Genomic DNA, 26,768 nt, shown 5'->3' with positions numbered 1-26,768 from the left:
AGTCGGTTAAAGGCGAACTTTGTCGAGTAAGCCCTGAAGATTTAGCTGTTGCCCAAGGTCAAATGCACTCACTAACCCATAACTCAAGCCACTCCACCAAATTATGGATGCGATAAGCAGGGCAAATGTGGAACTGTGGGATTGACGCAGCCGTTTAGCGATTAATGTGTAAAGAGGGATGCCAACCAGAACGGGGGCAAGTACCGCCATAGTCACGTTGCCATAGCGCTTCCAAGCCATGACAAAGAGGCGCAACCTAGGTCTGAAGGGTCGTAGATTTCTGCGCGAGTAAAGAACAAAAGAATATCGCCCAGCAAACCAACCAAAGTAACCTGCAAGAAAAGCAGGTAGCGCATTGAATAGCAACATTTCTGGGTAGCTAAAGCCGACAAAAGCTGCCAATGCTGGACCCGAATACGTCTTCCAGATACTCAATAACGCCATGGCTAAACCCAATAGCAGGTAACTTTCCATCACAGTCTCTCTTTAGCGGTTAGCAGAGATTTCAAGCCCATTTAACGCAAGTATATGCGTAATAATTGGGTCGATATGATGAAATATTTGTTGCCAGCCCTCACAAAGATAATTCAGACCTGGATTACCGTACCGGTCGTTTTTTATTCTGTTCTTAGGACACTCACCACGGCAAGCAAACCGATATTGGCACTCGTTACACTGCTTTGGCAGTGCTTTTTGTTTTGCAAAACCAAAGGCCATTTGCTGTTTCGAGAACGCAATATCAGCCAGCGACTTATCACTGATATTGCCTACCTTAAAGTCAGGATGTACATAGTGGTCACAAGCGTACACATCGCCATTTGGTTCAACCGCAATGCCCTTTCCACAGATATCGTTAAGTGTACACATGGTGCTTGGTTTACCCATCCACATCCCAAAGAAATTCTCAAAGTACGGAACGTGAACGCGCGCAAAATCATGTGCCATCCACTCGTCAAATACCTTAGTCAGGAACGCTCCCCATTGTTTAGGCTCAACACTCCATCGAGTGGGAGCTGAAGGGACGGGAATAATCGCAGCCTCTGAATAACGAAGCCAACTAGCCTCCTCGTTGGAGTTGACAACCGGTATAAACTGGATCTGAGACGGCGCCACAATATCCCTTAGAAACCGATACACCTCGAGCGGATGGTTCGCGTTTAGGTTATTCACGCAGGTTAAGGTCGCAAATCGAACCTTGTGAGCCTTTAGCTTTTCAACCGCCCGCATCACCTTTTCAAACGTACCTCGCCCACCACGATTCTTACGGTAGTGGTTGTGAAGATGCTCGGGACCATCAATACTCAAGCCCACAAAGAAGTCATGTAGTTTGAAAAAGTGACACCACTTGTCATCAACCAAAAGGCCGTTGGTTTGAATGTCATTGACGATCTTAACGCCCTGTGGTGCGTATTTTCCCTGCAGCTCAACAATCCTCTCGAAGTAGCCTAACCCTAGAAGGGTCGGTTCGCCTCCGTGCCAAGAGAAGACAATCTCCTCAGTATTTTGTCCTTGAATGTACTGCCTAATGTATCGCTCTAGTAACTCATCCGTCATTCGGTACTCTTCACCTTTTGGATAGGCGAGCAGCTGTTGTTTATCAAGGTAGTAACAGTAGTCGCAATTGATGTTGCAGATAGCACCAATCGGCTTAGCTAACGCCTGAAATTTGCTGTGCGCTTTGCCTCGAAACTGGGGTACGGATAACGACACGTGGTTGCGCTCAATCATAGAACACTCCTGCAAGTAAACGGTGAATCGACTTCCTGTTAAAAATATGGCGTCCTTGCCAATTTCTAGACCTACTGGTCGGTATGATGACGACGTAAAATTTTTATTTCACGTTCTCAAACGGGTTCCATTGCTCATCAACTGGCACAATATTCATCGCTTTTTCATACTCCTTGTACGATGCCAGCATCTGTTTGAACAGAGCAGGATACTGAGCCTTCACGTCGTTTGTCTCTGCTGGGTCGAGTTTCGTGTTGTACATATGCCATTGATTATCACCACCCATTCCAACGGAGATTCGAATGATCTTGTAATCACCTTGCAGCAAGATGCCGCTACCAAACAGCTCAAACGGGATCGGATTACCATCCGAATGAATGGTGTCGCTTTGTCCCTTAAAGTATGGAATTAAGCTCTGCCCGCTCATTGGAGCAACTTCTCTACCTTTGTACTCTGTACCAGGATGATTAACGTTAGCGACGTCGAGGATTGTCGCTGCGAGATCTTTCACTTGAGCAAGTTCATTGGTTGATGTTCCTGATTCCAACGTCCCTTCGCTGTCCAACACATCTTTGGCCGGCTTAATAATCAGTGGTACACGGATACCGCCCTCAGCAGTGTATGCCTTGAACCACGAGAGGCCGCCGGTTGAAGCGCTCGCCCATTCAGGACCTAAAGAGACACTTGAGTTCGCATTACCTAGGTTTTCAGTACTGTTGTCGAAATGGTGATGAGTCCAAGAACGAATCAAATCACTCACATTTTCTCCTGTCATATCTGTCGCCTCGGGACCATTGTCGGCAAGGTAGATAATGTAGGTATTGTCATACTCACCAATCTTCTTCAGATAGTCAGTGACCTGACCTATTTGTTGGTCTTGGAGTTCCATCATCCCCATCGCAACGGCCATTTTTTTGCCGTACCACGCCTTCTCTTCTTCGGTCAGTTTATCCCATGGTCGGCTGAGACTGTTCCGTGTAGAAATCTGCGCTTCTTCAGGAATCACGCCCATATCCTTCATACGCTCGAATCTATCTTTTCTCACGACATCCCAACCGTTTTCGACGTAATAATCGACCTTATCTTCAAACGACTCTTTTGGCGCTTGAAGTGGAAGGTGAATCGCGGTAAATGGCAGGTAAGCAAAGAAGGGTTTTCCAGAGTCTTTATTCTTGTCGATCATGCTGATCAACTCTTCTATGTAGCCTTGGTCTGAGTATTCCCCAGGGTACTTATCTTTCACTCGTTGCCCGTTCTCATAAATAGGCTCAGGTTCAACACCCGGCATTCTCCCCTCTTGAATCGCCAGTGCCGTCGCTTCATTTTTGGCAGGAAACATCATATTGCGGTTAAAGTGATTTGAGCCACCCGCCAAGATGCCGTAGCTGCTTTCAAAGCCTCTATCATCAGGTAGATAACCATCCTCATGTCCTAGATGCCACTTACCTGATAGATAAGTGTGATAACTATTGTCTCGCAATAATGTGGCGACGGTGACACCTTTGTGAGTCAAGTAACCCTCATAACCCGGTTTACCGATTGCAGGGGGATAGACGGCATAATCAAACGTACCAAGCCCCACTTCATGGCTGTTTGCGCCGGTGAGCATCATAGAGCGAGTGACCGATGATGTTGGCGAGGCGTGGAAGTTGGTGAATTTGACCCCTTCTTCAGCCAATTCAACCAAGTTCGGTGTATCAACCTCAGAGCCATACGGCTGGGTGTCAGCGAAACCAACATCATCACCGACAATCAGTAAGATATTCGGCTGTTCTTGAGAAGCGTTCACCGCTGGCGAAATCGCAGCGGCAACTGCAGTCCACAATAGAGTTTTGTTACTGTTCATTGAGTTACCTTTGAATAATAAGCTCTCAATTAATGAGCGCTTTGAGACACCCAGTGAAGCAAGTCCAGTGCTTGTGGATGATTTTGATCTGCAGCCTTGCCGATCCAACTGACTGCCATTGAGGCATCTTGCTCACCACCCGTACCAGAAGCGTAAAGCAAACCGAGTTGAAGCTGAGCATCCGCATGCCCATTGTGAGCTGATTGGGACAACCAAGCCCTCGCTTGCTCACTATTTTGCTCTAGGTACGCACTGCCACTATCGACACCATTTAGATAGTGCATGCCAATTTGATATTGGGCTTTCGAGTCACCTTGATATCCGTTTTGAAATGTGACGCCAAGGCTTGAATCTATGGGAGGCATATCGTCTCTTGCGTGATCAAAAAAGGTCATGCCTACTACTAACAATGCAAATATACTGAGTATTGAAATACGGTTAGCGTTCTCCATTTCAGCCTCCTAACGCATCGCTATAGAAACGTCTGCTGCCCTTTTTTGCTCCCACCAATAGCCCAAAGTCCAAAGTACAACTACGGTATCCATGACGCCTGCCAATATGAAGCCGTTGATATCTGGGTTACCTAAATTGGCTAATAGCAATATCACCATAAAGCCCTTCTCAATCGCTGAGTAAAGCATGATGCTTTCACGCCATTGCGGCTTAAAAGCAGCGCCGATCATCATGACACCCATTATGCCTACCATGATTCCCCAGTGCTGATAGAAAACGAAATCTTGCTCTAGATAAGGTAGCTGACCGATATTGGTCACTGCCCACTGTGGGAAGAACGCATAGGCTAGTGCAGCCGCAGTACCGATACCCGTAATTAACAACATTTTTTCGACGTATTTAGTAAAGAACATAATTAATCTCCAAGGACCTAGGTGCGTGTTTGGAATGAGTTGTTGAACGCACTTTTTGATTACCCAGTTAAGTTAGCCATCCTTGGCACCGCATTTATGGAAGACCTAGCACGCTGCCGCTAAGATCTGCTCGATTTTCTGCTTTGGAATGGCATAAAACTGATAACTCATGTCTTTTGCGATGCCCTGTGCAATCTCAAACTGCGTGTCTGCACTTAAACTCCAGTTAGTGAAAGTCTGGTGAGCCTTCACTTGGGCTTGGAAGGCACGCAGTGACAGCACAACCTCGCGATGTTTTTCCTCGGCCGATAGCGATTGAGGTACATCAAAAATCCCCGCAAGCTTATCGATGCTCGGCAGATAGAACTCTGGTAGCGTCTCAATCACCACAGGTAGCAATACACTGTTTGCGTCACCATGCGGAATATGCGCAATGGCACCAAACGCATGCGCGCAGTTGTGAATCGGTATACCGCCTAACGAGGAGTAAAATGCCGAAATGGCCATAGTGCTAGCTTGAAGAAGTTCAGATCTCGCGTTTACGTTGCTCGGGTCTGACACCACTTTTGGAAGGTTGTCTAGAATCAAACGACTGGCTTGAATAGCATAAGCGTCGGTAAAACAGTTACTCATGGGAGAAGCAACGGCTTCGATCGCGTGAGTCAATGCATCCATTGCTGTAGACACCGTGAGTGGAACCCGCAATCCAAGTGTCAAAGTCGGGTCTAGTACCGCAATATCACACTCAAGCCCAGACACCACTAGACTCGCCTTCACTTGCTCGACATCATTAAAGAACACTGCAATCGGCGACGCTTCTGCGCCCGTACCCGCTGTTGTCGGTACACCAATATGAGGGATAGTAAATGGCTTAACGTGAGGGCCTACATCGATACGCCCACCACCACGAATCGCGTCGCGAATATCTTCGAGTTGGTGCTCAAGCGAATACTTGATGCCTTTCGATGCATCGATCACGCTGCCACCACCGAGGGCCACAATACTGTCCGCTTGAACCTTGTTGGCATATTGAACGGCCTTATTGATGTCATCGCAACTCGCATCAGGTTTTATATCGGTATACACGCCAACGAGTTCGACTTGCTTGTTGCCCTCGAAAACACCAATGAGTTTGTTAACAAGACCAACGCTCTCAAGTCCCACATCGCTGAGTAGCAACACGCGATGTGCGCCTTTTGCTGCTAACTGAGCCGGAATATCTCTGATTGAATCCTCACCCGATAGGACCACGGTACGCATGTTAAACATAAAGTTGTTGTTCATGATTTCATCTCCAAACTAATAATTAGGCGCACAGTGAAGCGAGCACTGCACGTTTGAATTCGTTGTCTTCAGGGCCTAGCAGCTGACTCACGTTGTGAGCCTTGGCATCCGTTTTCATCACGGTCTTTGCATGAGAAAAGGTAAGAAACCCTTCTTTGCCGTGATACGCCCCTTTTCCTGACTCACCGATGCCGCCAAACGGAGCATCATCGACAGCCAAATGGAACACGCAGTCATTGATACACATGCCGCCGGAATGAACCTGAGTAGATACCTTGTGCTGTAGCGATTCATTCTCAGACATTAGGTACAGCGCAAGAGGTCGCGGTCTTGCGGTGATGAACGCTATGGCTTGCTCAACCGTTGAATAGGTGATAATTGGAAGCAGAGGACCAAAAATCTCTTCGCTCATAACCGGAGAATCCACCTTCGGATTCACAATGAGATGAGTGACCATTATTTGTCTGTCTGTTGATATCGAGTTGCTGTGACACGCGACGACTTTGCTGTTTACAGCAATTTCGTGTTCTAGCAGTGTTTGAACGCGATCAAACTGTCGTTTGTTGATAAGCCCAGTCAGGTTGTCAGAGTCGATTCCGTTGGTATAAAGCTTTTGATAGTGACTGCAGTATGCATCTACGAACGCTTGCTCTTTGCCCTCTGGAAGCAACACATAATCTGGCGCGACGCAAACTTGTCCATTATTGAGGCTCTTGCCGTAAATGATTCTCTCAACTGCCATCTCGATATCGACATCATCAGCAACAATCACCGGGGACTTACCACCCAGTTCGAGCGTCAGTGGAGTAAGGTTCTCAGCGGCTGACTTCATTACCATGCGGCCAACCCCAGTAGAGCCAGTGAACAACAAGTGATCAAACGGCAGGCTAGTAAAGCAGGCTGCGATATCAGCCTCCCCCTCGATGACAACCACTTCATTTTCACTAAAGCAGCTCGCCAGCATCTTTTTAATGGTTTGGTTGGTGTGTGGCGTAAACTCGCTAAGCTTGATCATTGCTAAGTTACCCGCAGCGATAGCTGAGATAAGCGGACCAATTGATAGCATCACCGGAAAATTCCAAGGCGTCACAATACCCACGACACCTTTAGGCTGATAAACCACTTCAACGGTCGAACTTGAGAGCAGCGGCCCCGGATTGCGTTTACAAGGTGCCATCCAGCTGTCCAGTTGAGACAGGGTGTGATCAATATTGCCGATACATGGCAGTACATCAGCAATCAAGGTGTCCTGATGACTGCGTCTTCCATAATCTTTGTCGAGTGCCAGGCAGAGCTCTTGACTGAATTCCTGCAGAGCACGTTTCAGCGCTTTGAGTTTTGATATGCGCTGTTCAAAGCTTGGCATTGGCGTACATTGATAGTGCGTTTTCAGTCTCGCATGAATCGCGACAAGTTGTTCATTCGATATGGTTTGCATGTCAATCCTCCTCAGAAAGTGATTACACATTAAACAAAACAAACCGGTCGGTCTAGTTAATAAATGTCAGAGATCTGTCAATTGAAAACACGCAATACAAGATCGGCTCAATAACTTGTTGTCAGCAAAGCAGAAACCTTGAATTTTGTGCGGCTAATTACACTTCAATAAACTCATGACTGTTTTCGGTGTGAACCTTGAGGTCGGTCATGCGAGACCGCCGTTTTAGATCTAAACTGGAATTAACTAATCAATTAGTTATCGGTTTTATACCTGTGGAGGGAAACGTATGAGCAGTAGTACCTTTATCGTCAACTTTGTTGGCCAAGCTACCCCAGCCACCATCAAAAACCTTGCATCCGTTACCCACGAAAATGGCGGGAAATGGCTGGTGAGTAAAGTGAACTTCATTGAAGACAATGTCGCAGCCGTCATCAAAGTCGAACTTCCAAGCGAAAATGAGCAAGCTGTCAAAGATGCCTTCAACAACCAACAAGGTTTGCTCGTTCAGATATCAGATACTGACCCGCATCGACATGACCAAGAAACGGTTTTCCAGCTCCGACTCGACGCCAATGACAGAGCAGGTATCGTCAATGAAATTACCCAATTCTTAGATGGTCAAGATATCCGCATTTTAGATATGGATTGCCACCGTGTGTTTATCGCTGGCGGGGGTGGTATTGGCTCAAGTCTGTTTACTGCCAACATGGCCCTGAAAATCCCGTCAGCCATGCAAATTGAAGATGTGGCAAGCGAACTTGAAGCGCTGAGTGAGGACACACGAGTAATTCTTGAGTCGTAATTTCATTTCGAGCATCACTTCAAAGTTTCGTCACCCCACTAGCCGCGCGCCTGCGCAGGCAGTGGGCTTCTTACAGCGCGCTCGAATTAATCTAAACGCGATTGTCCCCAAACCCATAAGCAATAATTTGACTAATCTCAGACAGCGAGCGACCTGATTCTTGATGCCACTCCATAAACGCTTTGTTTGCAGCTGTCATCGCACGCTTTGTGCCTCTACCAGAATCAATGATGTTGGTGTTACGCAAATACCCTTCTACATCATTCGATAAGATAAAGGTGTCAACGCCAAGTTGTCGTAAGGCGTAAGGCCCTGTATTTCCACCCAAGCGCGCACCGTGTTTTTTAAGGTGCGCCCATAAATCCGTTATCGATTCCTTCGGCCAATCTGCCACCATTTGAGCAAAAGAGTCATGCTCAAATCGCGCACGTTGGATCATCGCAGCATTGGCTGGAATCGACATCACCTTGGTCATGTGGCGAATAATCTTCGGATCTTGCGCTTTCTGCGCCCACTGTTCTTCTGAAAGCATCAACAATGGGTCGATACGAAACTGGAAAAAGTGCTCCTCAAAGTTCGGCCATTTGTTGCGCACGACTTTCCAAGAGATACCGCTTTGGAACACCTTCATAGAAAACGCCGACAACCAACGGTCCTCGGGAATAGCGGCAACTTCGTCGCGAGTTAGCGGCTTAGAAACAATAGACTCAAGCCCTTGCTCTCCCCCTTTACGCTCTGCAGCTCTTGCATAAATCGAATCAAACTTTTCCATATATTTCCATTACCTAATGCCAAAATAGCAAACGGCTAAATTGAACCAAAAAAGATGCATTTCGTAACTATACTCGTTACTGACACTTGGAATCTAGCTAAGGATAGCCTTTATGAGAGCGCTTTTAATTTTTGTTCTACTGCCGCTAAATGTTCTAGCCGCACAATTTGGTCGGATTGAATATGAAGGCAGCCAGCATTGGATCAAAGTCGCCGAAGAAAACCAAAAACTCTACGACATCTTGTCTGATGCTCCTTTCGATAGCCCCAAAACGCTAGAGACCATCAAAGCCTCCGAAGCAACGCTCATCGCCCCGCTGACAAGTGGCAGCGTCTACGCCGTTGGGCTCAACTTTAGAAGCCATGCTGGAAACTCTGGTGCGGCTAAGCCAGAGATATTCTTTAAATCTGTCGACTCAGTGCGAGTAAGCGGCGATCTTTCCTTCCCTAAGGGCGCCAGCAATGTGCACTTTGAAGGTGAACTCGTCATTGTGATTGGTAAGGAGTGTCAAGAGGTCAGTAAATCTTCGGCACTAGAATGTGTGTTCGGCTATCTCGCGGGTAACGATCTCACAGAGCGCAGCTGGCAAGGGCAAGATCTGCAATGGTGGCGAGCGAAAGGAGCTCGAGGATTTGGGCCGGTTTCTAACTTTATCGTGAGTGACATCGCCATTAAAGACCAAGTCATCACAACAACACTTAACGGCAATGTTATGCAGCAAGAGAGTGTCGCCAACATGATTCATGATGTTCCTGCTATCGTCTCTTACATTAGCACCTATATCACCCTACATCCTGGTGACTTGATTTTCGCTGGCACGCCTGGCAGAACTCGCTCTCTTAAAGCAGGGGATGTGGTGAGCGTAGCAATAGAAGGTATTGGTGAAGTCACCAACACCATCCAAAGTTCAAACTAACTCGTATTCCAGACCTAATGCTTGGTAGCTATCGATGACTTCTTGGCGTCGATAGCAGTTTAGGCTGTGGTCATTGATAAGACCAGCAGCCTGTAGATACGCATAGACTATGGTTGATCCCACAAACTTAAAGCCGCGTTTTTTCAGGTCTTTGCTTAATGCATCGGAAACCTGCGAAGTCGCAGGGTAGTCTTCTAGCGTTTCGTGACTGCTCACTATTACCTTGTTATTGGTAAAGGACCAAAGATAACTGCTAAAGCTGCCAAACTCTTTTTGAATCGCTATAAAGTGCTGAGCATTGGTAATGGTAGAGCTTATTTTGAGCTTGTTGCGAATAATGCCCGTGTCTTGCTGCAATCGAAGTTCATCTTGCTCAGTAAACGCTGCGACTTTCTCAACATCGAAGTCTGCAAACGCGTTTCGGTATCCTTCTCTTCTTTTGAGAATGGTGTACCAGCTAAGACCGGCTTGAGCAGATTCTAGGACCAGGAACTCAAACAGAGTTTTGTCGTCAAGGACGGGGACACCCCATTCTTTGTCGTGGTATTCGACGTAGTCTGGTTTGGTTTCGTCTAGCCATGGGCAGCGGGTGGACATTGGGGTTGTGCTCCTTGTTGTTGGGTTTGTACTGTTAAGCCTCCTTCGTTTGCTAACGGGAGGCTGGGAGGCGTGAAACGCGGAGTATGTATCGAGCGTTAGTCGGTCGTTGTTAGTCCGTGTTACCCCCTCTAGCTCCCCCTTATCAAGGGGGAGAACTACTGGCTAGCTCCTTTCGTCGCATCGCCTTTTTAAAACGCTACGCGATAGCGAGCATTAGCTACTCCCCTTGCAAGCGGGGCGCGTAGTTGGCCGGCTGGGAGGGGTGAAACGCCGAGTATGAATCGATAGTTAGTCGGTCGTTGTTAGTCCGCATTACCCCCCTCTAACTCCCCCTTATCAAGGGGGAGAACCGCAGGCTAGCTCCTGTCGTCGCATCGCCTTTTCAAAAAGCTACGCGATAGCGAGCATTAGCTCCTCCCCTTAATAAGGGGAGGCTGGGAGGGGTAAGGCTCTTCAACCTCACACCACCTTCACACGATGGAAAATACGATACAGCACCGGCACAACAATTAACGTCAACACTGTCGCAAAACCCAAACCAAACATGATGGTTACGGCCATTGGTTTAAAGAAGATATCAGGCAATAGCGGAATCATACCAAGAATCGTGGTAATCGCCGCCATACATACCGGACGAACACGACTTAAAGCCGCATCAACTACCGCCAAATAAGGCTCTTTACCTGACTTCATCTCAATCTCAATCTGGTCTAGGAGTACAATACCATTTTTCAGTAACATGCCCGACAGACTCAAGAAGCCAAGCAGTGCCATAAAACCAAATGGCGTATTTAACGCAAGCAAGCCTGTCGTTACACCAATGACAGCCAACGGCACGGTCAGCCAGACGATAAGCGCCTCTTTCACCGCATTGAACAAGAAGATGGTGATCAAGAACATAAACAGATAGCCAAGTGGCATTGTCTGGAACAGTGACTCTTGAGCGTCGCCAGAAGACTCATACTCACCACCCCACTCCAACGAATAACCCGGTGGAAGCTCGATGGCCTCAATCTGAGGTTGCAGACGTTTTTGAAGCGTAGCTGCCGTCTCTTCACCAAGTAGATCTGGGTCTGCCATAATGGTTAGCATGCGTTTACGGTTCTTACGAACAATGATCGGGTCTTCCCATCGAGTGTCATAACCTTGCGTAACTTGTTGGAATGGAATGAACTCGCTCAGCGCTGGACTCCAAATCATCATGCCTTCGATATTCCGAATATCGACACGCTCAGCATCTGGAAGACGTGCGACGATTGGCATCAGAGTCGTACCATCGCGATACAAACCAACCGACTTACCAGAGAAAGACATCATGAGTACATCATCCACATCGGATTTTGTGATGCCGTAACGTCTTGCCTGACTCTCGTTGAAGATCGGCTCTAAAACTTTAGTGCGCTCGCGCCAGTCATGGCGAATGTTATAAGCACCAGGATCGGCATACATAATATCCATCACTTGAGATGCAATACTACGTAACACCGTTGGATCAGAGCCGATAATACGCGCTTCAATCTTCGCACCACCGCCAGGACCTAACTCAATCTGTTTCAACTTGTAGTTAATCTCTGGGAAAGTCGCATCCAAATACTCTCGGAATCGCTCCATCAGAGAGTTCAACTCTTCGTAGTTATGAACGCGAGTAGTGATCTCACCGTAAGCCGCATAGCTTTTCTCTGGCGCGTAAGTAAGCATGAAACGTTGTAAGCCCTTACCCGCCGTTGTGGTGATATGATCAGTTTCTGGCTGATCGGCAATCCATGTTTCGATCGCTTTCAGTTTGGTGTTGGTTGCTCGAATATCGGTTCCCTCAGGAAGCCAAACATCCACTTGGAACATAGGCGTCGTTGAGGCTGGGAAGAATGACTGTTTCACCTGAGTAAAGCCATAAAGGGCCGCGACTAGTGCTGCGATTAGCACTACAACCGTCAACCACGCTCTGTGCATACAGAACTCAAGGAACTTGCGGTATGCAACGAAGACAAAGCCGTTATACGGGTCCTTGCCTTCCTCCCCCTCTTTCACCTTTTGTCCTTTAAAGAAGATATCGGCAAAGAAAGGCGTCAGCGAGATAGCGGTAAACCAACTCAGCATCAGTGAAATCAGGAGCACTGAAAATAAGGTGCCACAATACTCACCGGTAGAATCTTCGGAAAGTCCAATTGGAGCAAACGCGGTAACCGCAATCACGGTTGCACCAAGAAGCGGCCACTTGGTTTGCGTGACAATATCAGTTGCCGCTTGCAGCCTCGTTCGCCCTTTTTGGGTCCCTATGAGTATCCCTTCGACCACCACAATGGCATTATCCACCAGCATCCCCAACGCTATAACCAGCGCTCCCAGTGAGATACGTTGTAAGTCGATGGCCATATACTGCATGAAGATAAAGGTGCCAAGTACGGTAAGCAGCAATATGAGACCAATCAGCAGCCCTGAGCGAAGCCCCATAAAGAACAGCAGTACAACAATAACAATCGCAACCGCCTGTCCAAGACTGACAACAAACCCTCGAACCGACTTGTCCACCTCTTTCGGTTGGCTGTAGACTTCGTTTATCTCAATCCCTACAGGTTGTTGGAACTTAAGCTCTGCGAGCCTGCGATATAGGCGCTCTCCCACTTCCACTACGTTAACACCTGTAGCAAATGAGATACCGACGTTAAGTGCCACATCACCGTTGTAGGTAATAATGTTACTTGGCACTTCTATAAAGCCGCGCTTAATATCCGCTACGTCTTTCAAATAGATAAGACCTTGAGCCCCGCCTTCGGTCAGAATCAAATCACCAAGTTCAGACACATCGGTAAACTCACCAGTCGGCTGGATGCGAATATACTCATCTCCGATACGCGTTGCACCGGCGTTAGACACGATGTTCTGGGTTTGCAGCAGGTTAAAGATCGTGCTTGGAGCGATTCCTAGCGCACTAATGCGTTTGATAGAAATCTCAATGAAAACCTGTTCTTGCTGATCGCCTGTCACAGAGACTTTACTGACACCATCAACAAGCTCGAGTTCTCGACGTAAATAATCAACGTAATCCAAAAGCTCTTTGTAGCTATAACCCTCACCCGTCAGGGCAAACAGCACCCCATAAACGTCACCAAAGTCATCAATAACCGAGGGTTCGTTCACACCTGGAGGGAGCGAGCCTTTCACATCATTCACTTTTCGACGCAACTCATCCCAGATCTGCGGAAGATCATCAGGACCATAGTTGTTTTTCATCGTCACCGTGATTTGTGAAAGACCTCTACTTGAAATCGAATTGATCTCATCAACATACGTTAGCTGTTGGATCGCTTTCTCAATAGGATAAGTCACCTCCTCTTCCACTTGTTGAGGCGTCGCACCAGGATAAGAAGTAACAACCATGGCATCTTTGATGGTGAAAGCAGGGTCTTCTAGTCGTCCTAACCCAAAAAATGCTGAAACGCCGCCGATCAAAAAGATCAGCGAGACCATCCAACTTATCACGCGATTGCGGATAAAATACGCCGCTACGCCAGTGATTTCATCATCGGATTGCGGTAATGATTTTTGTTGTTCTTGGCTCATTACTTCGCCTCCTGCGGTAATACTTCAACCTTCATGCCTTCCCTCAATCGTGCAATCCCTGCCACGACAATTTGCTGTGACTGCTCAAGCCCTTTCAGTATCTGGATCGTCGATTGTGATACCTTGCCTGTCGTCACTTGTTGTTTGGTCACCGTATTATCTGAGTTGAGGACCCAAACAAACTTCTCATCGTCGGCAAGTGAATCACCATCCTGATTGAACACCGCGGCAATTGGTACACTTACGCCTGCAGCAAGCTTGAGACCGACGTCCTCTGCTTTAGAGGTCACATCCACCGCCATTCCATCGAGAATGTATTCATTCTCAGGCATTGGCAGTACTAATGTTGCGGTAAATGTACCAAGCGCGGGGTCTGGCTCGGTAGTAAACTCCTTCAAGGTCGCGACATATTCATTGCCAGATGGCACACGAACGAGAGCTTCAATATTGGTGATATCTTGGTGTTTAGGTTGGTTAAGTGAGAAGCTGTCCGGCATTTGAACCACTACCTCGACCTCTTCAATACTGTGGATGTTCACTATCTGCTGACCAATCTGAACGTTCTCAAATTTTTCCGCAGAAACGCGAGAAATAATGCCATCTACAGGTGCCTTCAACTCAGTAAACGAGAGGCGCAACTTAGCAAGTTCCAACTCAGCTCTTGCATACGCTCGCTGAGCCGCTATCTCATCAAACTGCGACTGCGCAAGTAAGCCTTTTTTCACTAGCGGGCTAGAACGGCGATATTGACTATCGATCACGTTAAATCGTGCCTGAGCGTTATCGACAGCGAGTTTGTAGTCGGTCGGTTCTAAGACCGCGAGTACATCTCCTCGGTTTACAAAATCCCCTTCCTTCAGATCAATAGTGCTGATCTCTCCCGCGACGCGAAAGCTTAAGTGGGAACGGTCAGCTGCGCTTGCGAGTGCGGGAAAGTAAAGCCTGCTCTTAAGTTCCGTTTTGCCTATGGCAGACACTCGAACTTTCGGTACTTCATCACGGACGCCAACTTCTGGCTTACCGCAACCAACAAGGACTGAGCCAAGTATGATGGCAATAAGATAACGATGAGTCATATTAGAGCCCTCTCTCTTTAATCCATTCGCGGACCTTAATGCCAGCTTCAATACCCTGAACACCGGAGATCACGATTTGGTCGCCATCATTCAGTCCGCTCACTACTTGACGTTTTTCATTCAGTTCAACAGCCACTTTCTCGACTAGACCTTGCTCGTTAACACGCCATACACATTGTGCATTCCCCTCCATAAAGAGCGCTGAGGTTGGAATAACCGTTGCGGAACCACTTTTAGCGATCACGCGAACTTGTCCCGCCATTCCAGGTAAGATCCCAATATCGGTCGGTCTTTCCATCACCATGGTTACCTTGTAGCTACCGGTTTTTGGGTCCGCTTCTGTATCAATTTCTTGGAAAGTCAGCTCGTACTGGTTGGAGGGATAGGCGTCATACGCCATCGTTGCTTCGACTTCAGTACCGCTTTGAAAACGATTCAAAAGATGGTCTGGAAGCTGAAAAATCACCTTGAGAAGTTGATTAGACTGAATGTTCATCACGCCTTCTTTGGCTTGAATGTATTCATAGTTATCGGCTGGGATGATAGAGACGGTTCCATCATAAGGCGCGATTAAGCGAGTGTAGCTAAGGTTAGCTTTTGCTTGTGACCAGTCAGCTCGGGCTGAATTCATGTTAGCTTTGGCTTGGTCAAAATCTTGCTCAGACACAACCTGGCTTTTACGAAGACTTAATGCACGCTGATACTGTACGTCTGCAAGACGGAAATTGGCTTGAGCTTGCTTTTCAAGCAGTTGATATTCATCTGGATTAAGCTCAGCGAGAAGATCCCCTTTGGTTACAGGTTGACCTGCGCGAACCGCAATACGCTCTAGTTGTCCTGGCACTCGAAATGCTAATACCGCTCGGTCGCCCGCCTCAGAAGTGGCTGGAAAGGTTCGTTCAAACTGGCTATTACCGACGGCTACAGAGAAAAGTTTGGCTGGGCGAGATTCTGGCTCGGGAACGGGTGGCGGCTCCTTACCGCAACCACTAAGAAGGCTAGTGACGACCACCAGCAAGGTAAACTTACTATTCATTCTCTAACTACCTTGTTTTAATTGTAATTTAAAACATAGTCTAGAGATGAAGGACTTGCCACCAAGTCATTAATAATTAATAGTTTTACCTTGCTTTTATTGGTGTATTAACAACCGCTTTTCGCTAATTGTTCAAATCATCAAATCCTACACACTGGATCTGCTTTTCATCCAGCCAGGCTTTTAACTCTGGATCCGTGAGGATAGTTAGCTCTTCAACTCGCTCAGCGCTATATCCTGATAGCTGAGTTAGCTCCTTTGTCACTGCATTCGAAGGATGACACATGAACTCAATAATGCCATCTGGGCATGATGCTCTGTGCTCCAATAACAACTCTTGAAACCGAGCGAGTGAAACACCCTCGGCGAAAAAACGCATATCAAATCTTGTCGGTGTCGCCACCTCTAACCCTTCTTGACCGGCAATGATATTGTCTATTCGTCGAACGGGCAGCCCAATCTCATTGGCTACCTGAGTGAAAGCCTGTTTGAGCGGAGCAAACACACCACCAAAATGGTGGCTATCGAGGTGATTAATTTTTAGTCCGGCGTCAATGGCTGCTTGATATTGTGCATAGAGCTCGGCCGATACCTCTGCAGGATTGACGTCTGCCTTGTTTTGCAGCACCGACTTATTGAGAAAGTAACCACTATCGTCAACCAGACTAGAAACGTACTCAGCAGGCAAAACAGGCTTACCACTGGTCACGGTGAAATGAAGTCCCACTTCTGGTACTTGTCCCATGTGGTAAAGCTCGATCGCGTGCTCGGTACCAGGTTGATTCATCATTATGGTCGTCGACTTAACGATACCTGCACGAAAGCACTCAACAATACCCATATTTACCGCTTCCGTTAGACCAAAATCATCTGCATTCACAATAAGCTTCATGTTTTACCTCGCAACAGCCAATCAAAGGGATAGATTGGGATTCATAGTGTGAGGTCTACTATTCAAAATCAACCGCTTAATGGAAAAAAATTGATAACAAAAACTAAACCTAAGCTCTCTTTCCAAAGCAAAGTCTAATCAACATCTCACCTATGACATTAAGTTAACACCCATCAGCTAAATTTGTCATACAATTAAATTCTGTATTAATTTGTAAGTATGAACGATGAAAACCATTCTATGCTTTGGAGACTCCAATACTTGGGGTTGCTCTCCAGATTTACCGCGTCGATACACACCCGAAGAGCGCTGGACCATGCTGCTTAAAGCAAAGCTATCAGGAGAGTTCAACGTTATTGAAGAAGGCTTGAACAGCCGCACTACGGTTCTCGATGATCCATACGAAGATGGAAAAAACGGACTGAGCTATCTTTTACCTTGCTTAGAAAGCCATCACCCTGACTTGGTGGTACTGATGCTTGGTACCAATGACTTAAAGTCTCGCTTCAACCTGACAGCAAGTGATATCTCCAAAGGCGCTGCTAGATTGGTTCAGACGATTCAAAACTTCCAGCATAGTTTTATGACTAGCCCGCCAAAGGTGCTATTAGTGTCACCAACGCACGTCTATGAAGTCGATCCTTCAAAGGAAGGCTTTTATGGCGCGGAAGCTAAATCCAAAGAGCTTAGTTTTTTCTACGAACGCCGTGCCAAAGAACTTGATTGCTACTTTTTTGATGCAGCTTCAGAGATAGAGCCATGTTCTAAAGAAGGGATACACTGGCAAGTCGATCAACATGCAAAGTTTGCTGATATTCTCGCAAAACGTATTCCTGAGCTGTTGCTGCGCTAAAACAAGAAAAGAGGTCTTGCGACCTCTTTTCATTTTGTCTGTTTGGACTTAGTTCAGTTACCTAGTGCTACAGCTTACTGAACTCACGATTCACTTTAAACGCTTCAGAAGTCACATACGCTTCCATATCACGTACCTTGTGTTCCATTGAGTCGAAATCGCGCTCCAATGTAGACAGTAGATCCTTGGCGTTTTGTCCTTGCTGCCAAGGTTTACTCTTTAGTGAGTGTTCTTTCTTGCTTTTCATCGCTTGGACAAAATTATCTGGCTGCTTCTCTAGCATCAAGCTAAGCGCAAAATACGCCAACATCACAAGGAAAAAGCCACTGAACAGCGCGGCGGAGATGAACAGAATCCGCACCAGCCACACTTCCAGTCCAAAGTAGTTTGCAAGTCCTGCGCAAACCCCGGTGAGCTTACCGTTGACAGGATCTTTATACAGCTCCCTATGAGTCATAATTTTGTCTCCAGTTCGGCGCTTCCGCATCTAGAATCCTTTCTAGATTATCAACTCGAGCCTGCATTTTTTCTGCTCGTTGTGACAAGGTCTGCAGCTTTTGAAAGTCTTGTTCAGACAACCCATTCTCTGACTTGCGTTTGCTGCGGTAGTGGAGAAAAAGCCACAGCGGTGCAACAAAAATCAGAAAGACAATTAATGGACCCGCAATTAAAAAAGACGACATGTTTTTCTCCTACTCCGCGTTATTTTTCGTTATTCATCTGCTCTTTGAGTTTCGCAAGTTCTTTGTCGATCTCATCTTGCGCTTGCAGCTCTGCAAACTCTTGGTCTAAAGACTTAGCGTTGCCCGTTTTTGAATAAAGATCCGCCTCTGCTTCAAGCTCATCGATCTTACGAGAATACTGCTCAAACTTCGCCATCGCTTCGTTTGTGCGGCTTGTATGCAGGTGTTTTTGCACATCTCGGCGGTTGCTTGCCGCTTCCGAGCGAATAATCAACGCTTGTTGTTTAGCGCGAGTTTCAGTGATCTTTGATTCAAGCTTAGCAATTTCGTTGGTCAATTTCTCAATGGTTTCTTCCACTAAGGTTTGCTCATCGTGCAAGCCTTTTACAACGTTTTCAAGCTTTTGCTTTTCAATCAGAGCTGCGCGAGCAAGATCTTCACGCTGCTTCGTCAGTGCCAACGTCGCTTTTTGTGCCCACTCAGCGATTTGCTCTTCAATTGCAATCACTTTACGAGCCAGTTCTTTTTTATCGGCAATGGCTTTTGCTGAGTTAGTACGCACCTCAACCAAAGTATCTTCCATTTCCTGAATGATTAGACGAATCATTTTTTCTGGATCTTCTGCTTTATCAAGCAGTGCACTAATATTTGAGTTTACGATATCGGCAAAACGAGAAAAAATACCCATAATACATCTCCTGTCTGGACGAGTTCGCCATTGAACTCTTTGGTAGTTGTTATTGATAATCCAAGTACCGTGCCAATTTTAATATTCAATAAAATTCAATAACTTAATAAATTTCACTCGATTTATCATGTCTCAGTGCTAAGATGCATTAGCCAACTATTGGTAATTTTTACCAACTTCAAAGGGAAAATCATGGCTCAAAACTTAATTGGTGAATCTCCTGCGTTTCTTGCCGTTCTAGATAAGGTTTCTCGACTTGCTCCGATTGATCGACCCGTGCTGGTGATTGGAGAACGAGGAACGGGTAAAGAGCTCATTGCACAACGCTTACATTACCTGTCTAAGCGTTGGGACCAACCGCTTGTCTCTTTGAACTGTTCTACATTAAGTGAAGGCTTGATTGATTCAGAGTTATTTGGGCATGAGTCTGGTGCTTTTACTGGTGCAAAAGGTCGACACCAAGGGCGCTTTGAGCGCGCTGAGAATGGCACTTTATTCTTAGATGAGCTCGCGACTACGCCACTGTCAGTCCAAGAGAAACTGTTAAGGGTGATCGAATATGGTCAATATGAGCGAGTCGGCGGTGCTACTGCACTCGAGGCCAACGTTCGCCTTGTATGCGCAACCAATGAAGATTTACCCTTGCTCGCTGATAAAGGTAAGTTTCGTCCCGATCTACTCGATAGACTGGCATTCGACGTTATTCACCTTCCCCCATTAAGACACCGACAAGAGGACATCTCGCTGCTGGCGGAATTTTTTGCTATCAAAATGTGCCGAGAGCTCGGGTTACCCTTCTTTGTTGGCTTTACCGAGCAGGCGTGGCAAAGCATCCACAATTACCAATGGCCCGGCAACGTACGTGAACTCAAAAATGTTGTAGAGCGCGCTGTATATCAGCAAGGTACCAATGAAGCCCCTATTGAATCTCTCATATTCAATCCATTCGAGAGCGATTTTGGCAGGCTCAGTTCGATGGCAAGAAAGGATGATCTTGAGGGCACTAATAGTGAAGAGAACAACGCGTCAGAGGATTCTGATGCTTCTGCACCGCCAGTGGACTATGCATTCCCGCTAGACTTTAAGTCTTGGCAGGATGAACAGAATATAAAGTTGATTAATGAAGCACTTAAGCAAGCTCAATACAATCAACGAGGTGCTGCCAAACTGCTAAGCTTGAGTTATGACCAGCTAAGAGGATTGGTGCGAAAGTACAAACTGGTTTGAGAACGATGGATTCCTCGCCTACCTATCTAACAAAGTCGACGATAAGTGCTTGTCGTTATTGGTTTAGCGAGTAAAAAAGTGGTAAATTACCCTGATCTCAATACAGATATTACGTTCGCCAACGAATGTAGCGTGTTTATGAAGGCAATAATCAAATTATCACTTGGGCTATGTGGCTTAGTTCTGCTAGCAGGGTGTGAAGACAAAGTCGACCACTCCAAAATAAGACAAGACGGTTTCGTCTACTGTGACCAAGGCAGACCAAGTACATTCAACCCACAGCTAGTCGACGGTGGTATCACTGTTGAATCAATAGCACCGCAAATATTCGATACCTTGCTCACGCTAAATTCGGGTACCCATCAGCCTGTGCCAAATCTGGCGAAATCGTGGCAGGTCGACAAAACAGGCACTGAGTATACCTTTTATCTGCGTCAAGGCGTGCAGTTTCAAACCACAGATTGGTTTACTCCCACTCGAACTCTAAACGCCGATGATGTGGTCTTCAGTTTCAATCGAATTATTGACCCTAATAACCCATTTCATCAGGTTGGCGGTAGCGTCTACCCTTGGTTTGCGGGTATAGATTTTGCCAATCTTGTACAGAGCGTCGAAGCGGTTGACAAGCTCACCGTGAAATTTACCTTGTCTCGACCAGACAACTCTTTCCTATCGAATATCTCGACTGCGCATGCGCCTATTTACTCAGCCGAGTATGCAGGCAATCTATTGTTTAGCGACAAGAAGCTGGATATTGATACATTGCCTGTTGGCACGGGGCCGTTTTACCTCGATGAGTATCAAGTGGCTGACTTGGTTAGGCTAAAACGTCACGATAATTACTGGCGTGGTCCAGTACAAATGTCGCAAGTGGTATTTGATATCTCACACCGTGGCGCTGGCGCACTGGCTAAGCTTCTTCGAAATGAGTGCGATGTGCTCAACTCGCCAATCTCTAGTCAGATCCCGGTCATCCTTGAAGAAGACTCTGTTGTGTTGCAAGCCAAACCTGCGATGAACGTGGCGTTTGTTGCTATGAATACACAACATCGAGCGCTTAGCGATGCTCGGGTACGCAAAGCGTTGAATCTAGCTATCAATCGCGACAACATCTTAGAGGCCGTTTACTTCGGCAGCGGAGAGAAGGCATATAGCCTGCTCCCACCAAGCTCTTGGGCACATCAAAAAGATGCGGTTCAAGTACGCTATGACCGTAACTACGCCATGGCGCTGCTTAGAGAAGCAGGCTACGCTCACGGCTTAGAGCTTACAATGGCGGTTCCTCTAGAGCCACGCGTATACAATCCAAGTCCTCGTAAAACCGCCGAACTTATTCAGGCGAATTTTGCCGACATTGGCATCACTCTGAATCTATTAACAGATGACCGCGTTGACCGCCAAGAGTTATCTAATATCGAGTCTGTCGATATGTTGCTCACCGGTTGGGTTGGCAATACCGGTGACCCAGATAACTATTTGCGCCCCCTTCTTTCCTGCACCTCTAAGCGTGAAGGTCTTAACCTTTCAATGTGGTGTAACGACGACTTTGATTTCATTTTGGACTTAGCACTCGAAGTGAATCAACCAAGGTATCGCCTGAATCTTTATCGCCAGGCACAAAACATTCTGAACGAGGAAGTACCTGTGCTGCCTATCGCTCATGGACAGAAATACCAAGCACATAACGAGAATCTAACCGGTTTTAGAACCAGCCCATTTAACGCTCAGCCGTTTGACCAAGTTGTGAGGTTGAAGTAGATGTTTTGGTATTCGATTCGCCGCCTCAACCTCTTTGTGATCACACTGCTGATCCTAACGTTTGTCGGCTATAGCTTGGTGCGACTAGAGCCTCAGTCTCACTGGGCGACGCAGCCAATGATGGCAGGCTGGTTTGAGTATTTGGGCCGACTGATTGAACTCGATTTTGGTCTTACCAAAGCTGGCGTTCCTATCACTCAAGAATTGGCGTCAGTTCTTCCTGCCACACTCGAGCTCTGTTTTGCAGCCTTCACTATCTCTGTGTTCCTGGGTATTCCAGCGGGCACTATTGCGGGTATGCGCAAAGGGAAATGGCTCGACAACGTAATTTCGTTTTCTTCAATGGTTGGCTACGCCGCGCCTCTCTTTTGGATTGCGCTGTTGATGATCATGTATTTCTCGCTCAACTATCAATGGTTTCCAGTAGCTGGTCGATATGACCTTCTGTACGAGATCGATCATGTCACAGGGTTTGCACTTATCGACGCATTGCTCTCAGACGGACCTTATCGCAAAGAAGCACTGCAAAGTGTCATTGAGCATATGATTCTCCCTTGTTTGGTATTGGCACTGTCACCCACGATGCAGGTTATCCGCATGATGAGAACTTCGGTGACTGAGGTGATGTCGCAAAACTATATCCGAGCTGCGCGTATTCGTGGTTTGTCTAACTATGAAATCGTCATCGAGCACGTGCTGCGGAATGCGATTCCGCCAATTATTCCTAAACTCGGTGTTCAGCTCTCGAGTATGATTACGCTCGCGATTATGACAGAGTCCATTTTTAACTGGCCGGGTGTCGGTCGTTGGCTTTTAGACGCGCTATCAAACCAAGACTACGCGTCTATTCAAGCGGGTGTATTGGTCGTAGCCACTATCGTGTTAGCGGCAAGTATTGTGTCAGATTTGATTGGTGCGATGATCAATCCGCTAGTAAGGAAGGAATGGTATGCTGTCAGATAATGTCTATCAGGAAGAGCGCATTCCGACCCAACTAGAGCGATTTTGGCGCAGCTATCGCTCTAATAGCCTGTCCATGTTCGGGTTGTGGTGTTTAGGGTTTCTGATCCTTATTACTCTGCTTTCTCCGTTTATAACGCCTTACGACCCGATGGCGCAAAGCTCGAATCTGCTGGTGCCGCCTTCGTGGGATCCAGAGGGTACAGTCGACTTTTTCTTCGGCACCGATGACTTAGGACGCGATATTTTATCGCGTATCATCGACGGCTCTCGATTGTCATTTGGCGCGGCGGTGATCATCACTGCGATTGCAACTCTAGTCGGCTGCTTAATTGGTATCCTTGCAGGTATGACGCGCGGTTTGCTGTCCAGTACACTAAACCACTTGCTCGATACCGTAATGTCGATTCCTTCGCTGCTGCTAGCGATTATCTTTGTCGCCTTCTTGGGTCCCGGTGAGTTCAATATCATGTTGGCGATCTGCCTTGCGCTGATCCCTCGATTTATTCGCTCTATCTACGTAGCGGTGCACACCGAAGTTGAGAAAGACTACATCATGGCGGCAAGACTTGATGGTGCGAACGAATTTTATCTACTTTGGAACTCGATCTTGCCCAACCTACTCACCGTTATTGCCGCTGAGGTCACCTTTGCGTTGTCTATCGCAATTCTCGATATCACTGCACTAGGCTTCTTGGGTTTAGGCGCTCAAGCACCAAGCAGTGAATGGGGTGCGGTACTCGGTGACGCCGCTGAGCTTCTCTATCTGGCGCCTTGGACTGTTATTCTGCCGGGCCTAGCCATTCTATTTACAGTAGTAGCGGTGAACATCGTGGGTGAAGGCATCCGAAGTGCATTAAGTGCGGGGATCGAATAATGCCAGTATTAGATATTCGACATCTCACCATCGAAATCGAAACCCCTCAGGGGCTAGTGAAAGCCGTAGATCGTATGAGCTTCACGATCAACGAGGGTGAAATCCGCGGTCTTGTGGGTGAATCAGGCTCAGGTAAAAGTCTTGTCGCTAAAGCCATCGTTGGCGTAACCAAAGACAACTGGAAGGTCACGGCTGACCGCATGCGTCTTGGCAATATCGACCTACTGCAGCTCACGCCCCGTGAACGTCGCCGAGTCATCGCTCGTGACGTGGCGATGATCTTCCAAGAGCCAACAACCTGTTTGGACCCTTCTGAACAGGTTGGTAAGCAGCTTATCGAATCCATCCCATCGCGCTCGTTCGAAGGTAAATGGTGGGAGCGCTTTAAATGGCGTAAGAAGCAAGCCATTGCCCTACTTCATAAAGTCGGCATTAAAGAACACACGCGTGTCATGCACAGCTATCCTTATGAGCTTACCGATGGTGAGTGTCAAAAGATCATGATTGCTATGGCTATCGCTGCCAAGCCGAAACTGCTGCTTGCCGATGAGCCAACTAACGACTTAGACCCAATTACTCAGTCGCAAATCCTGCGTCTATTGAGTCGCATGAACCAGCTCAACAACACCACTATTGTGTTGATTGGTCACGACTTAACAACGATCACGCAATGGGCAACACGTATTACGGTTATGTATTGCGGTCAATCGGTGGAATCAGCGGACACAGCTAAGATTCTTGCTAAGCCGAAGCACCCTTATACAGTTGCACTGCTCAAGGCGATGCCAGACTTTGGTGAGTGGATCCCTCATAAAGAGAAACTGCAGTCACTTCCAGGCTCAATTCCCCCACTACAGCATCTTCCTATTGGCTGTCGTTTGGGACCACGATGCCCATATGCCCAGAGACAGTGCGTTGAAATCCCTGAAGCAAAACGAATTAAGAATCATAAGTTCAGTTGTCACTTCCCTCTGAACACGGAGAAAAAAGCATGAGTTCTTTGTTAGAAGTCTCCGACCTAAAAAAAGACTTTGTCACGCGCTCTAAGCTATTTCAAAAGAAAGTGCAGCACGCAGTTAAGCCTGTGAGCTTCAGCCTCGAAGCGGGACAAACGATTGGCTTTATCGGCAAGAACGGCTCCGGCAAATCGACATTGGCTCGCATGCTTGCCGGAGTGGTTGAGCCAACCGCTGGCGAAATTCGAGTGAACGGTGATTTACTGGAACATAAAGACTACTCGACCCGCTGTAAGCTGATTCGGATGATCTTCCAAGACCCGAACACATCTCTGAACCCTCGAATTCAGATTGGTCGTATCCTAGAAGGTCCGCTCAAGCGAAACACCAATATGCCGCCAGAGGCACGTATGAAGCGCGTTAAAGACACCCTGATTCGTGTCGGCTTGCTACCAGAGCACGCCTACTTCTATCCGCAAATGCTGGCGACAGGTCAGAAGCAGCGTATCTGTCTAGCTCGAGCTTTGATTTTGCAGCCTTCGATCATCGTTGCCGATGAAGCGCTGAATGGATTGGATATGGCAATGCGCTCGCAGATCATTAACTTGTTTCTAGAGCTTCAGGAAGAGATGGGTGTTGCGTTTGTTTATGTGTCTCAGCATCTAGGCATAGTGAAACACATTACGGATAAGGTGATGGTGATGCACGAAGGCGACGTTGTGGAGTATGGCAAGACCAGTGAAGTGCTTACCAACCCACAACATATTGTCACGCAGCGCATGGTAGAAAGTCACTTCCACAAGACGCCCATGCATCGTTAGTGGACGGCATCGTTAGTGAACAGCATCGTTAAAAAACGGCATCGCTAGTAGAAGACAGCGCTAAAAAGCCGACTAAGCAATCAGCTCTATATAACTGTCGATACCTTTTTGTATCGACTTTTTTATTTCCATAAGAGGCTTAGATTGCAAGCTCCAGAGCGCGACCGGCACAGACAATCCACCGCGTATCTTCTCACACTTTATCTCGGTGAGGTTATCCGCCACATAGTCGCCGGTTTCAATGTTCTTAGGCATCAAAGTCCAGCCTAAGCCTTTCTGAGTGAGCTTAATGGTCAGTGCTAACTGATCTATCAGGTCATGGTTTGCTGACAAAACCACATGATTCGCTAGCCCTTCATCAACAAGAGATTTGAGAACAAACTGACGCGTCGTCTTCAGTGCGTCATAAACTTGATCTTCGGGTAAGCTCGCTAAATCACTGTACTTACTGGCAAAAGGAACAAACGGCATATTGCCAATCATGGTGTAGTCGATGTTGCTCATTGCACTCGCTTTGGTCACATTGACGATACCAAACTGAATCGACTCATCAGCGAGTCCTTCGCGGATCTGCTCTTGCGTTCTCACCAACAAGTTCACGCGAAGCGCCGGGAAGTCGTCAATAAGCTGCTCGCGGATTAACGCAATCGCAAGGTGTGGTAAAAAGCTACTGTAGGCAACGGTGACTGCATCAAGCTCTCCAAACGATAAGCTCAATGCCACCTTGTCAAAGGTCTTAGCTTGATCAAGCGCCTGTTTTGCATACCGATAAAGAAAATGCCCATCTTGAGTCGGGTCAACGCTGCGCGTATTGCGCTCAAACAGCTCAACGGAGACTTGATCTTCTAAGTTAGCAATAACCTGCCCTACGGTAGTTCTATGTTTACCTAGTCTGGTCCCCGCTTTACTAAAAGAGCGCTCTTCGTAGACACTGACAAATGCCGCCAACTGTTCCAAGCTAAAATTCACACACGCCTCCTAAACTCGATTAAAACGTAACTTATTGTCGAAACGTTACTTTTCTTGTCAATGATAGACGAATTAATCCATTTTTCACACGCCGCAACCGTATCCCAATGGTGATGATTGAATCCTCTCCAGTGAATTCAGGGGTTAGAGACAAGC

Annotated in this window: 26 protein-coding genes; 9 read left to right on the top strand and 17 right to left on the bottom strand. The window is 47.1% G+C overall.

The features are described 5' to 3' along the window. Positions 1 to 6 precede the first annotated feature (6 nt). The 7 genes from J4N45_RS13630 to J4N45_RS13600 form a co-directional block, all read right to left on the bottom strand. On the bottom strand, positions 7 to 474 hold the full coding sequence (locus J4N45_RS13630) for a hypothetical protein (RefSeq protein ID WP_252011894.1): 468 nt from the start codon (positions 472 to 474) through the stop codon (positions 7 to 9). Positions 475 to 486: 12 nt separating this feature from the next. Next, positions 487 to 1,728, bottom strand: coding sequence for an anaerobic sulfatase maturase (locus tag J4N45_RS13625; RefSeq protein WP_252011892.1), 1,242 nt, complete (start codon positions 1,726 to 1,728; stop codon positions 487 to 489). Between the two features lie 103 nt (positions 1,729 to 1,831). Beyond that, a complete protein-coding gene (locus J4N45_RS13620; RefSeq protein ID WP_252011890.1) occupies positions 1,832 to 3,574 on the bottom strand; it encodes an arylsulfatase in 1,743 nt (580 codons plus the stop codon). A gap of 29 nt (positions 3,575 to 3,603) precedes the next feature. Continuing rightward, positions 3,604 to 4,026: a tetratricopeptide repeat protein gene (locus J4N45_RS13615; protein ID WP_252011888.1), complete on the bottom strand. Its 423-nt coding sequence runs from the start codon at positions 4,024 to 4,026 to the stop codon at positions 3,604 to 3,606. A gap of 9 nt (positions 4,027 to 4,035) precedes the next feature. Continuing rightward, positions 4,036 to 4,440: a hypothetical protein gene (locus J4N45_RS13610; RefSeq protein ID WP_252011886.1), complete on the bottom strand. Its 405-nt coding sequence runs from the start codon at positions 4,438 to 4,440 to the stop codon at positions 4,036 to 4,038. A 105-nt stretch (positions 4,441 to 4,545) separates the two neighbouring features. Further along, positions 4,546 to 5,727 carry an iron-containing alcohol dehydrogenase gene (locus J4N45_RS13605; protein ID WP_252014695.1) on the bottom strand — a complete coding sequence of 394 codons (1,182 nt, stop codon included), beginning with the start codon at positions 5,725 to 5,727 and terminating at the stop codon, positions 4,546 to 4,548. 19 nt (positions 5,728 to 5,746) lie between these two features. Continuing rightward, entirely contained in the window at positions 5,747 to 7,090 is a 1,344-nt protein-coding gene (locus tag J4N45_RS13600) for a coniferyl aldehyde dehydrogenase (RefSeq protein ID WP_353505884.1), read from the bottom strand. Between the two features lie 361 nt (positions 7,091 to 7,451). On the opposite strand from J4N45_RS13600, the gene J4N45_RS13595 reads away from it, so the two are divergent. Then, positions 7,452 to 7,967, top strand: coding sequence for a glycine cleavage system transcriptional repressor (locus J4N45_RS13595; RefSeq protein ID WP_252011881.1), 516 nt, complete (start codon positions 7,452 to 7,454; stop codon positions 7,965 to 7,967). Between the two features lie 91 nt (positions 7,968 to 8,058). On the opposite strand, the gene J4N45_RS13590 is transcribed toward J4N45_RS13595, so the two are convergent. Next, a complete protein-coding gene (locus J4N45_RS13590; protein ID WP_252011879.1) occupies positions 8,059 to 8,739 on the bottom strand; it encodes a DNA-3-methyladenine glycosylase I in 681 nt (226 codons plus the stop codon). 112 nt (positions 8,740 to 8,851) lie between these two features. On the opposite strand from J4N45_RS13590, the gene J4N45_RS13585 reads away from it, so the two are divergent. After that, positions 8,852 to 9,655 carry a fumarylacetoacetate hydrolase family protein gene (locus J4N45_RS13585; RefSeq protein WP_252011877.1) on the top strand — a complete coding sequence of 268 codons (804 nt, stop codon included), beginning with the start codon at positions 8,852 to 8,854 and terminating at the stop codon, positions 9,653 to 9,655. Here J4N45_RS13585 and J4N45_RS13580 read toward each other — a convergent pair. From J4N45_RS13580 to J4N45_RS13560, 5 genes are all read right to left on the bottom strand, one after another. Further along, the gene (locus J4N45_RS13580; RefSeq protein WP_252011875.1) at positions 9,647 to 10,252 is read right to left on the bottom strand and encodes a DNA-3-methyladenine glycosylase I; all 606 of its coding nucleotides are present in this window, start codon (positions 10,250 to 10,252) and stop codon (positions 9,647 to 9,649) included. The two genes, J4N45_RS13585 and J4N45_RS13580, sit on opposite strands and share 9 nt — an antisense overlap. A gap of 462 nt (positions 10,253 to 10,714) precedes the next feature. Beyond that, positions 10,715 to 13,816, bottom strand: coding sequence for an efflux RND transporter permease subunit (locus J4N45_RS13575; protein WP_252011872.1), 3,102 nt, complete (start codon positions 13,814 to 13,816; stop codon positions 10,715 to 10,717). Continuing rightward, positions 13,816 to 14,892: an efflux RND transporter periplasmic adaptor subunit gene (locus tag J4N45_RS13570; RefSeq protein WP_252011869.1), complete on the bottom strand. Its 1,077-nt coding sequence runs from the start codon at positions 14,890 to 14,892 to the stop codon at positions 13,816 to 13,818. Before J4N45_RS13570 ends, J4N45_RS13575 begins: the two co-directional genes overlap by 1 nt. A gap of 1 nt (position 14,893) precedes the next feature. Continuing rightward, a complete protein-coding gene (locus tag J4N45_RS13565; RefSeq protein ID WP_252011868.1) occupies positions 14,894 to 15,928 on the bottom strand; it encodes an efflux RND transporter periplasmic adaptor subunit in 1,035 nt (344 codons plus the stop codon). A gap of 124 nt (positions 15,929 to 16,052) precedes the next feature. After that, entirely contained in the window at positions 16,053 to 16,820 is a 768-nt protein-coding gene (locus J4N45_RS13560) for a carbohydrate deacetylase (protein WP_252011856.1), read from the bottom strand. Positions 16,821 to 17,046: 226 nt separating this feature from the next. Between J4N45_RS13560 and J4N45_RS13555 the strand changes: the two genes are divergently transcribed. Next, the gene (locus J4N45_RS13555; protein WP_252011854.1) at positions 17,047 to 17,673 is read left to right on the top strand and encodes an SGNH/GDSL hydrolase family protein; all 627 of its coding nucleotides are present in this window, start codon (positions 17,047 to 17,049) and stop codon (positions 17,671 to 17,673) included. Positions 17,674 to 17,740: 67 nt separating this feature from the next. Here J4N45_RS13555 and pspC read toward each other — a convergent pair whose 3' ends face one another. Genes pspC through pspA form a run of 3 tightly spaced genes read right to left on the bottom strand, consistent with a single transcriptional unit; the run spans position 17,741 to position 19,044 of the window. Next, positions 17,741 to 18,160 (bottom strand): envelope stress response membrane protein PspC, encoded by a 420-nt coding sequence (gene pspC / locus J4N45_RS13550; RefSeq protein WP_197058701.1) that lies wholly within the window; start codon positions 18,158 to 18,160, stop codon positions 17,741 to 17,743. Next, positions 18,120 to 18,356 carry an envelope stress response membrane protein PspB gene (pspB, locus tag J4N45_RS13545; RefSeq protein WP_128648555.1) on the bottom strand — a complete coding sequence of 79 codons (237 nt, stop codon included), beginning with the start codon at positions 18,354 to 18,356 and terminating at the stop codon, positions 18,120 to 18,122. The genes pspC and pspB overlap by 41 nt, the downstream gene beginning before the upstream one ends. 19 nt (positions 18,357 to 18,375) lie before the next feature. Beyond that, entirely contained in the window at positions 18,376 to 19,044 is a 669-nt protein-coding gene (gene pspA, locus J4N45_RS13540; protein ID WP_234495650.1) for a phage shock protein PspA, read from the bottom strand. A 192-nt stretch (positions 19,045 to 19,236) separates the two neighbouring features. Between pspA and pspF the strand changes: the two genes are divergently transcribed. The 6 genes from pspF (at position 19,237) to J4N45_RS13510 (ending at position 25,643) form a co-directional block, all read left to right on the top strand. After that, positions 19,237 to 20,271: a phage shock protein operon transcriptional activator gene (gene pspF, locus J4N45_RS13535; protein WP_252011852.1), complete on the top strand. Its 1,035-nt coding sequence runs from the start codon at positions 19,237 to 19,239 to the stop codon at positions 20,269 to 20,271. Between the two features lie 138 nt (positions 20,272 to 20,409). Continuing rightward, positions 20,410 to 22,029 carry an ABC transporter substrate-binding protein gene (locus J4N45_RS13530; RefSeq protein ID WP_128648586.1) on the top strand — a complete coding sequence of 540 codons (1,620 nt, stop codon included), beginning with the start codon at positions 20,410 to 20,412 and terminating at the stop codon, positions 22,027 to 22,029. Next, positions 22,030 to 22,992, top strand: a complete 963-nt coding sequence (locus tag J4N45_RS13525) for an ABC transporter permease (protein WP_234495647.1) — start codon at positions 22,030 to 22,032, stop codon at positions 22,990 to 22,992. After that, positions 22,979 to 23,866: an ABC transporter permease subunit gene (locus J4N45_RS13520; RefSeq protein ID WP_042472205.1), complete on the top strand. Its 888-nt coding sequence runs from the start codon at positions 22,979 to 22,981 to the stop codon at positions 23,864 to 23,866. Before J4N45_RS13525 ends, J4N45_RS13520 begins: the two co-directional genes overlap by 14 nt. Next, positions 23,866 to 24,861, top strand: coding sequence for a peptide ABC transporter ATP-binding protein (locus tag J4N45_RS13515; protein ID WP_234495646.1), 996 nt, complete (start codon positions 23,866 to 23,868; stop codon positions 24,859 to 24,861). Before J4N45_RS13520 ends, J4N45_RS13515 begins: the two co-directional genes overlap by 1 nt. Beyond that, a complete protein-coding gene (locus J4N45_RS13510; protein ID WP_042472203.1) occupies positions 24,858 to 25,643 on the top strand; it encodes a peptide ABC transporter ATP-binding protein in 786 nt (261 codons plus the stop codon). The genes J4N45_RS13515 and J4N45_RS13510 overlap by 4 nt, the downstream gene beginning before the upstream one ends. 72 nt (positions 25,644 to 25,715) lie before the next feature. Here J4N45_RS13510 and J4N45_RS13505 read toward each other — a convergent pair whose 3' ends face one another. Beyond that, positions 25,716 to 26,612 carry a LysR family transcriptional regulator gene (locus tag J4N45_RS13505; protein ID WP_252011850.1) on the bottom strand — a complete coding sequence of 299 codons (897 nt, stop codon included), beginning with the start codon at positions 26,610 to 26,612 and terminating at the stop codon, positions 25,716 to 25,718. Positions 26,613 to 26,768: the final 156 nt, after the last annotated feature.

The sequence above is a fragment of the Vibrio sp. SCSIO 43140 genome, assembly GCF_023716585.1.
In the GTDB taxonomy this organism is placed as follows: Bacteria; Pseudomonadota; Gammaproteobacteria; order Enterobacterales; family Vibrionaceae; genus Vibrio; species Vibrio maritimus_B.
Note: the sequence above shows the minus strand (reverse complement) of the source record. Positions and strands in the feature narration are given on the sequence as shown.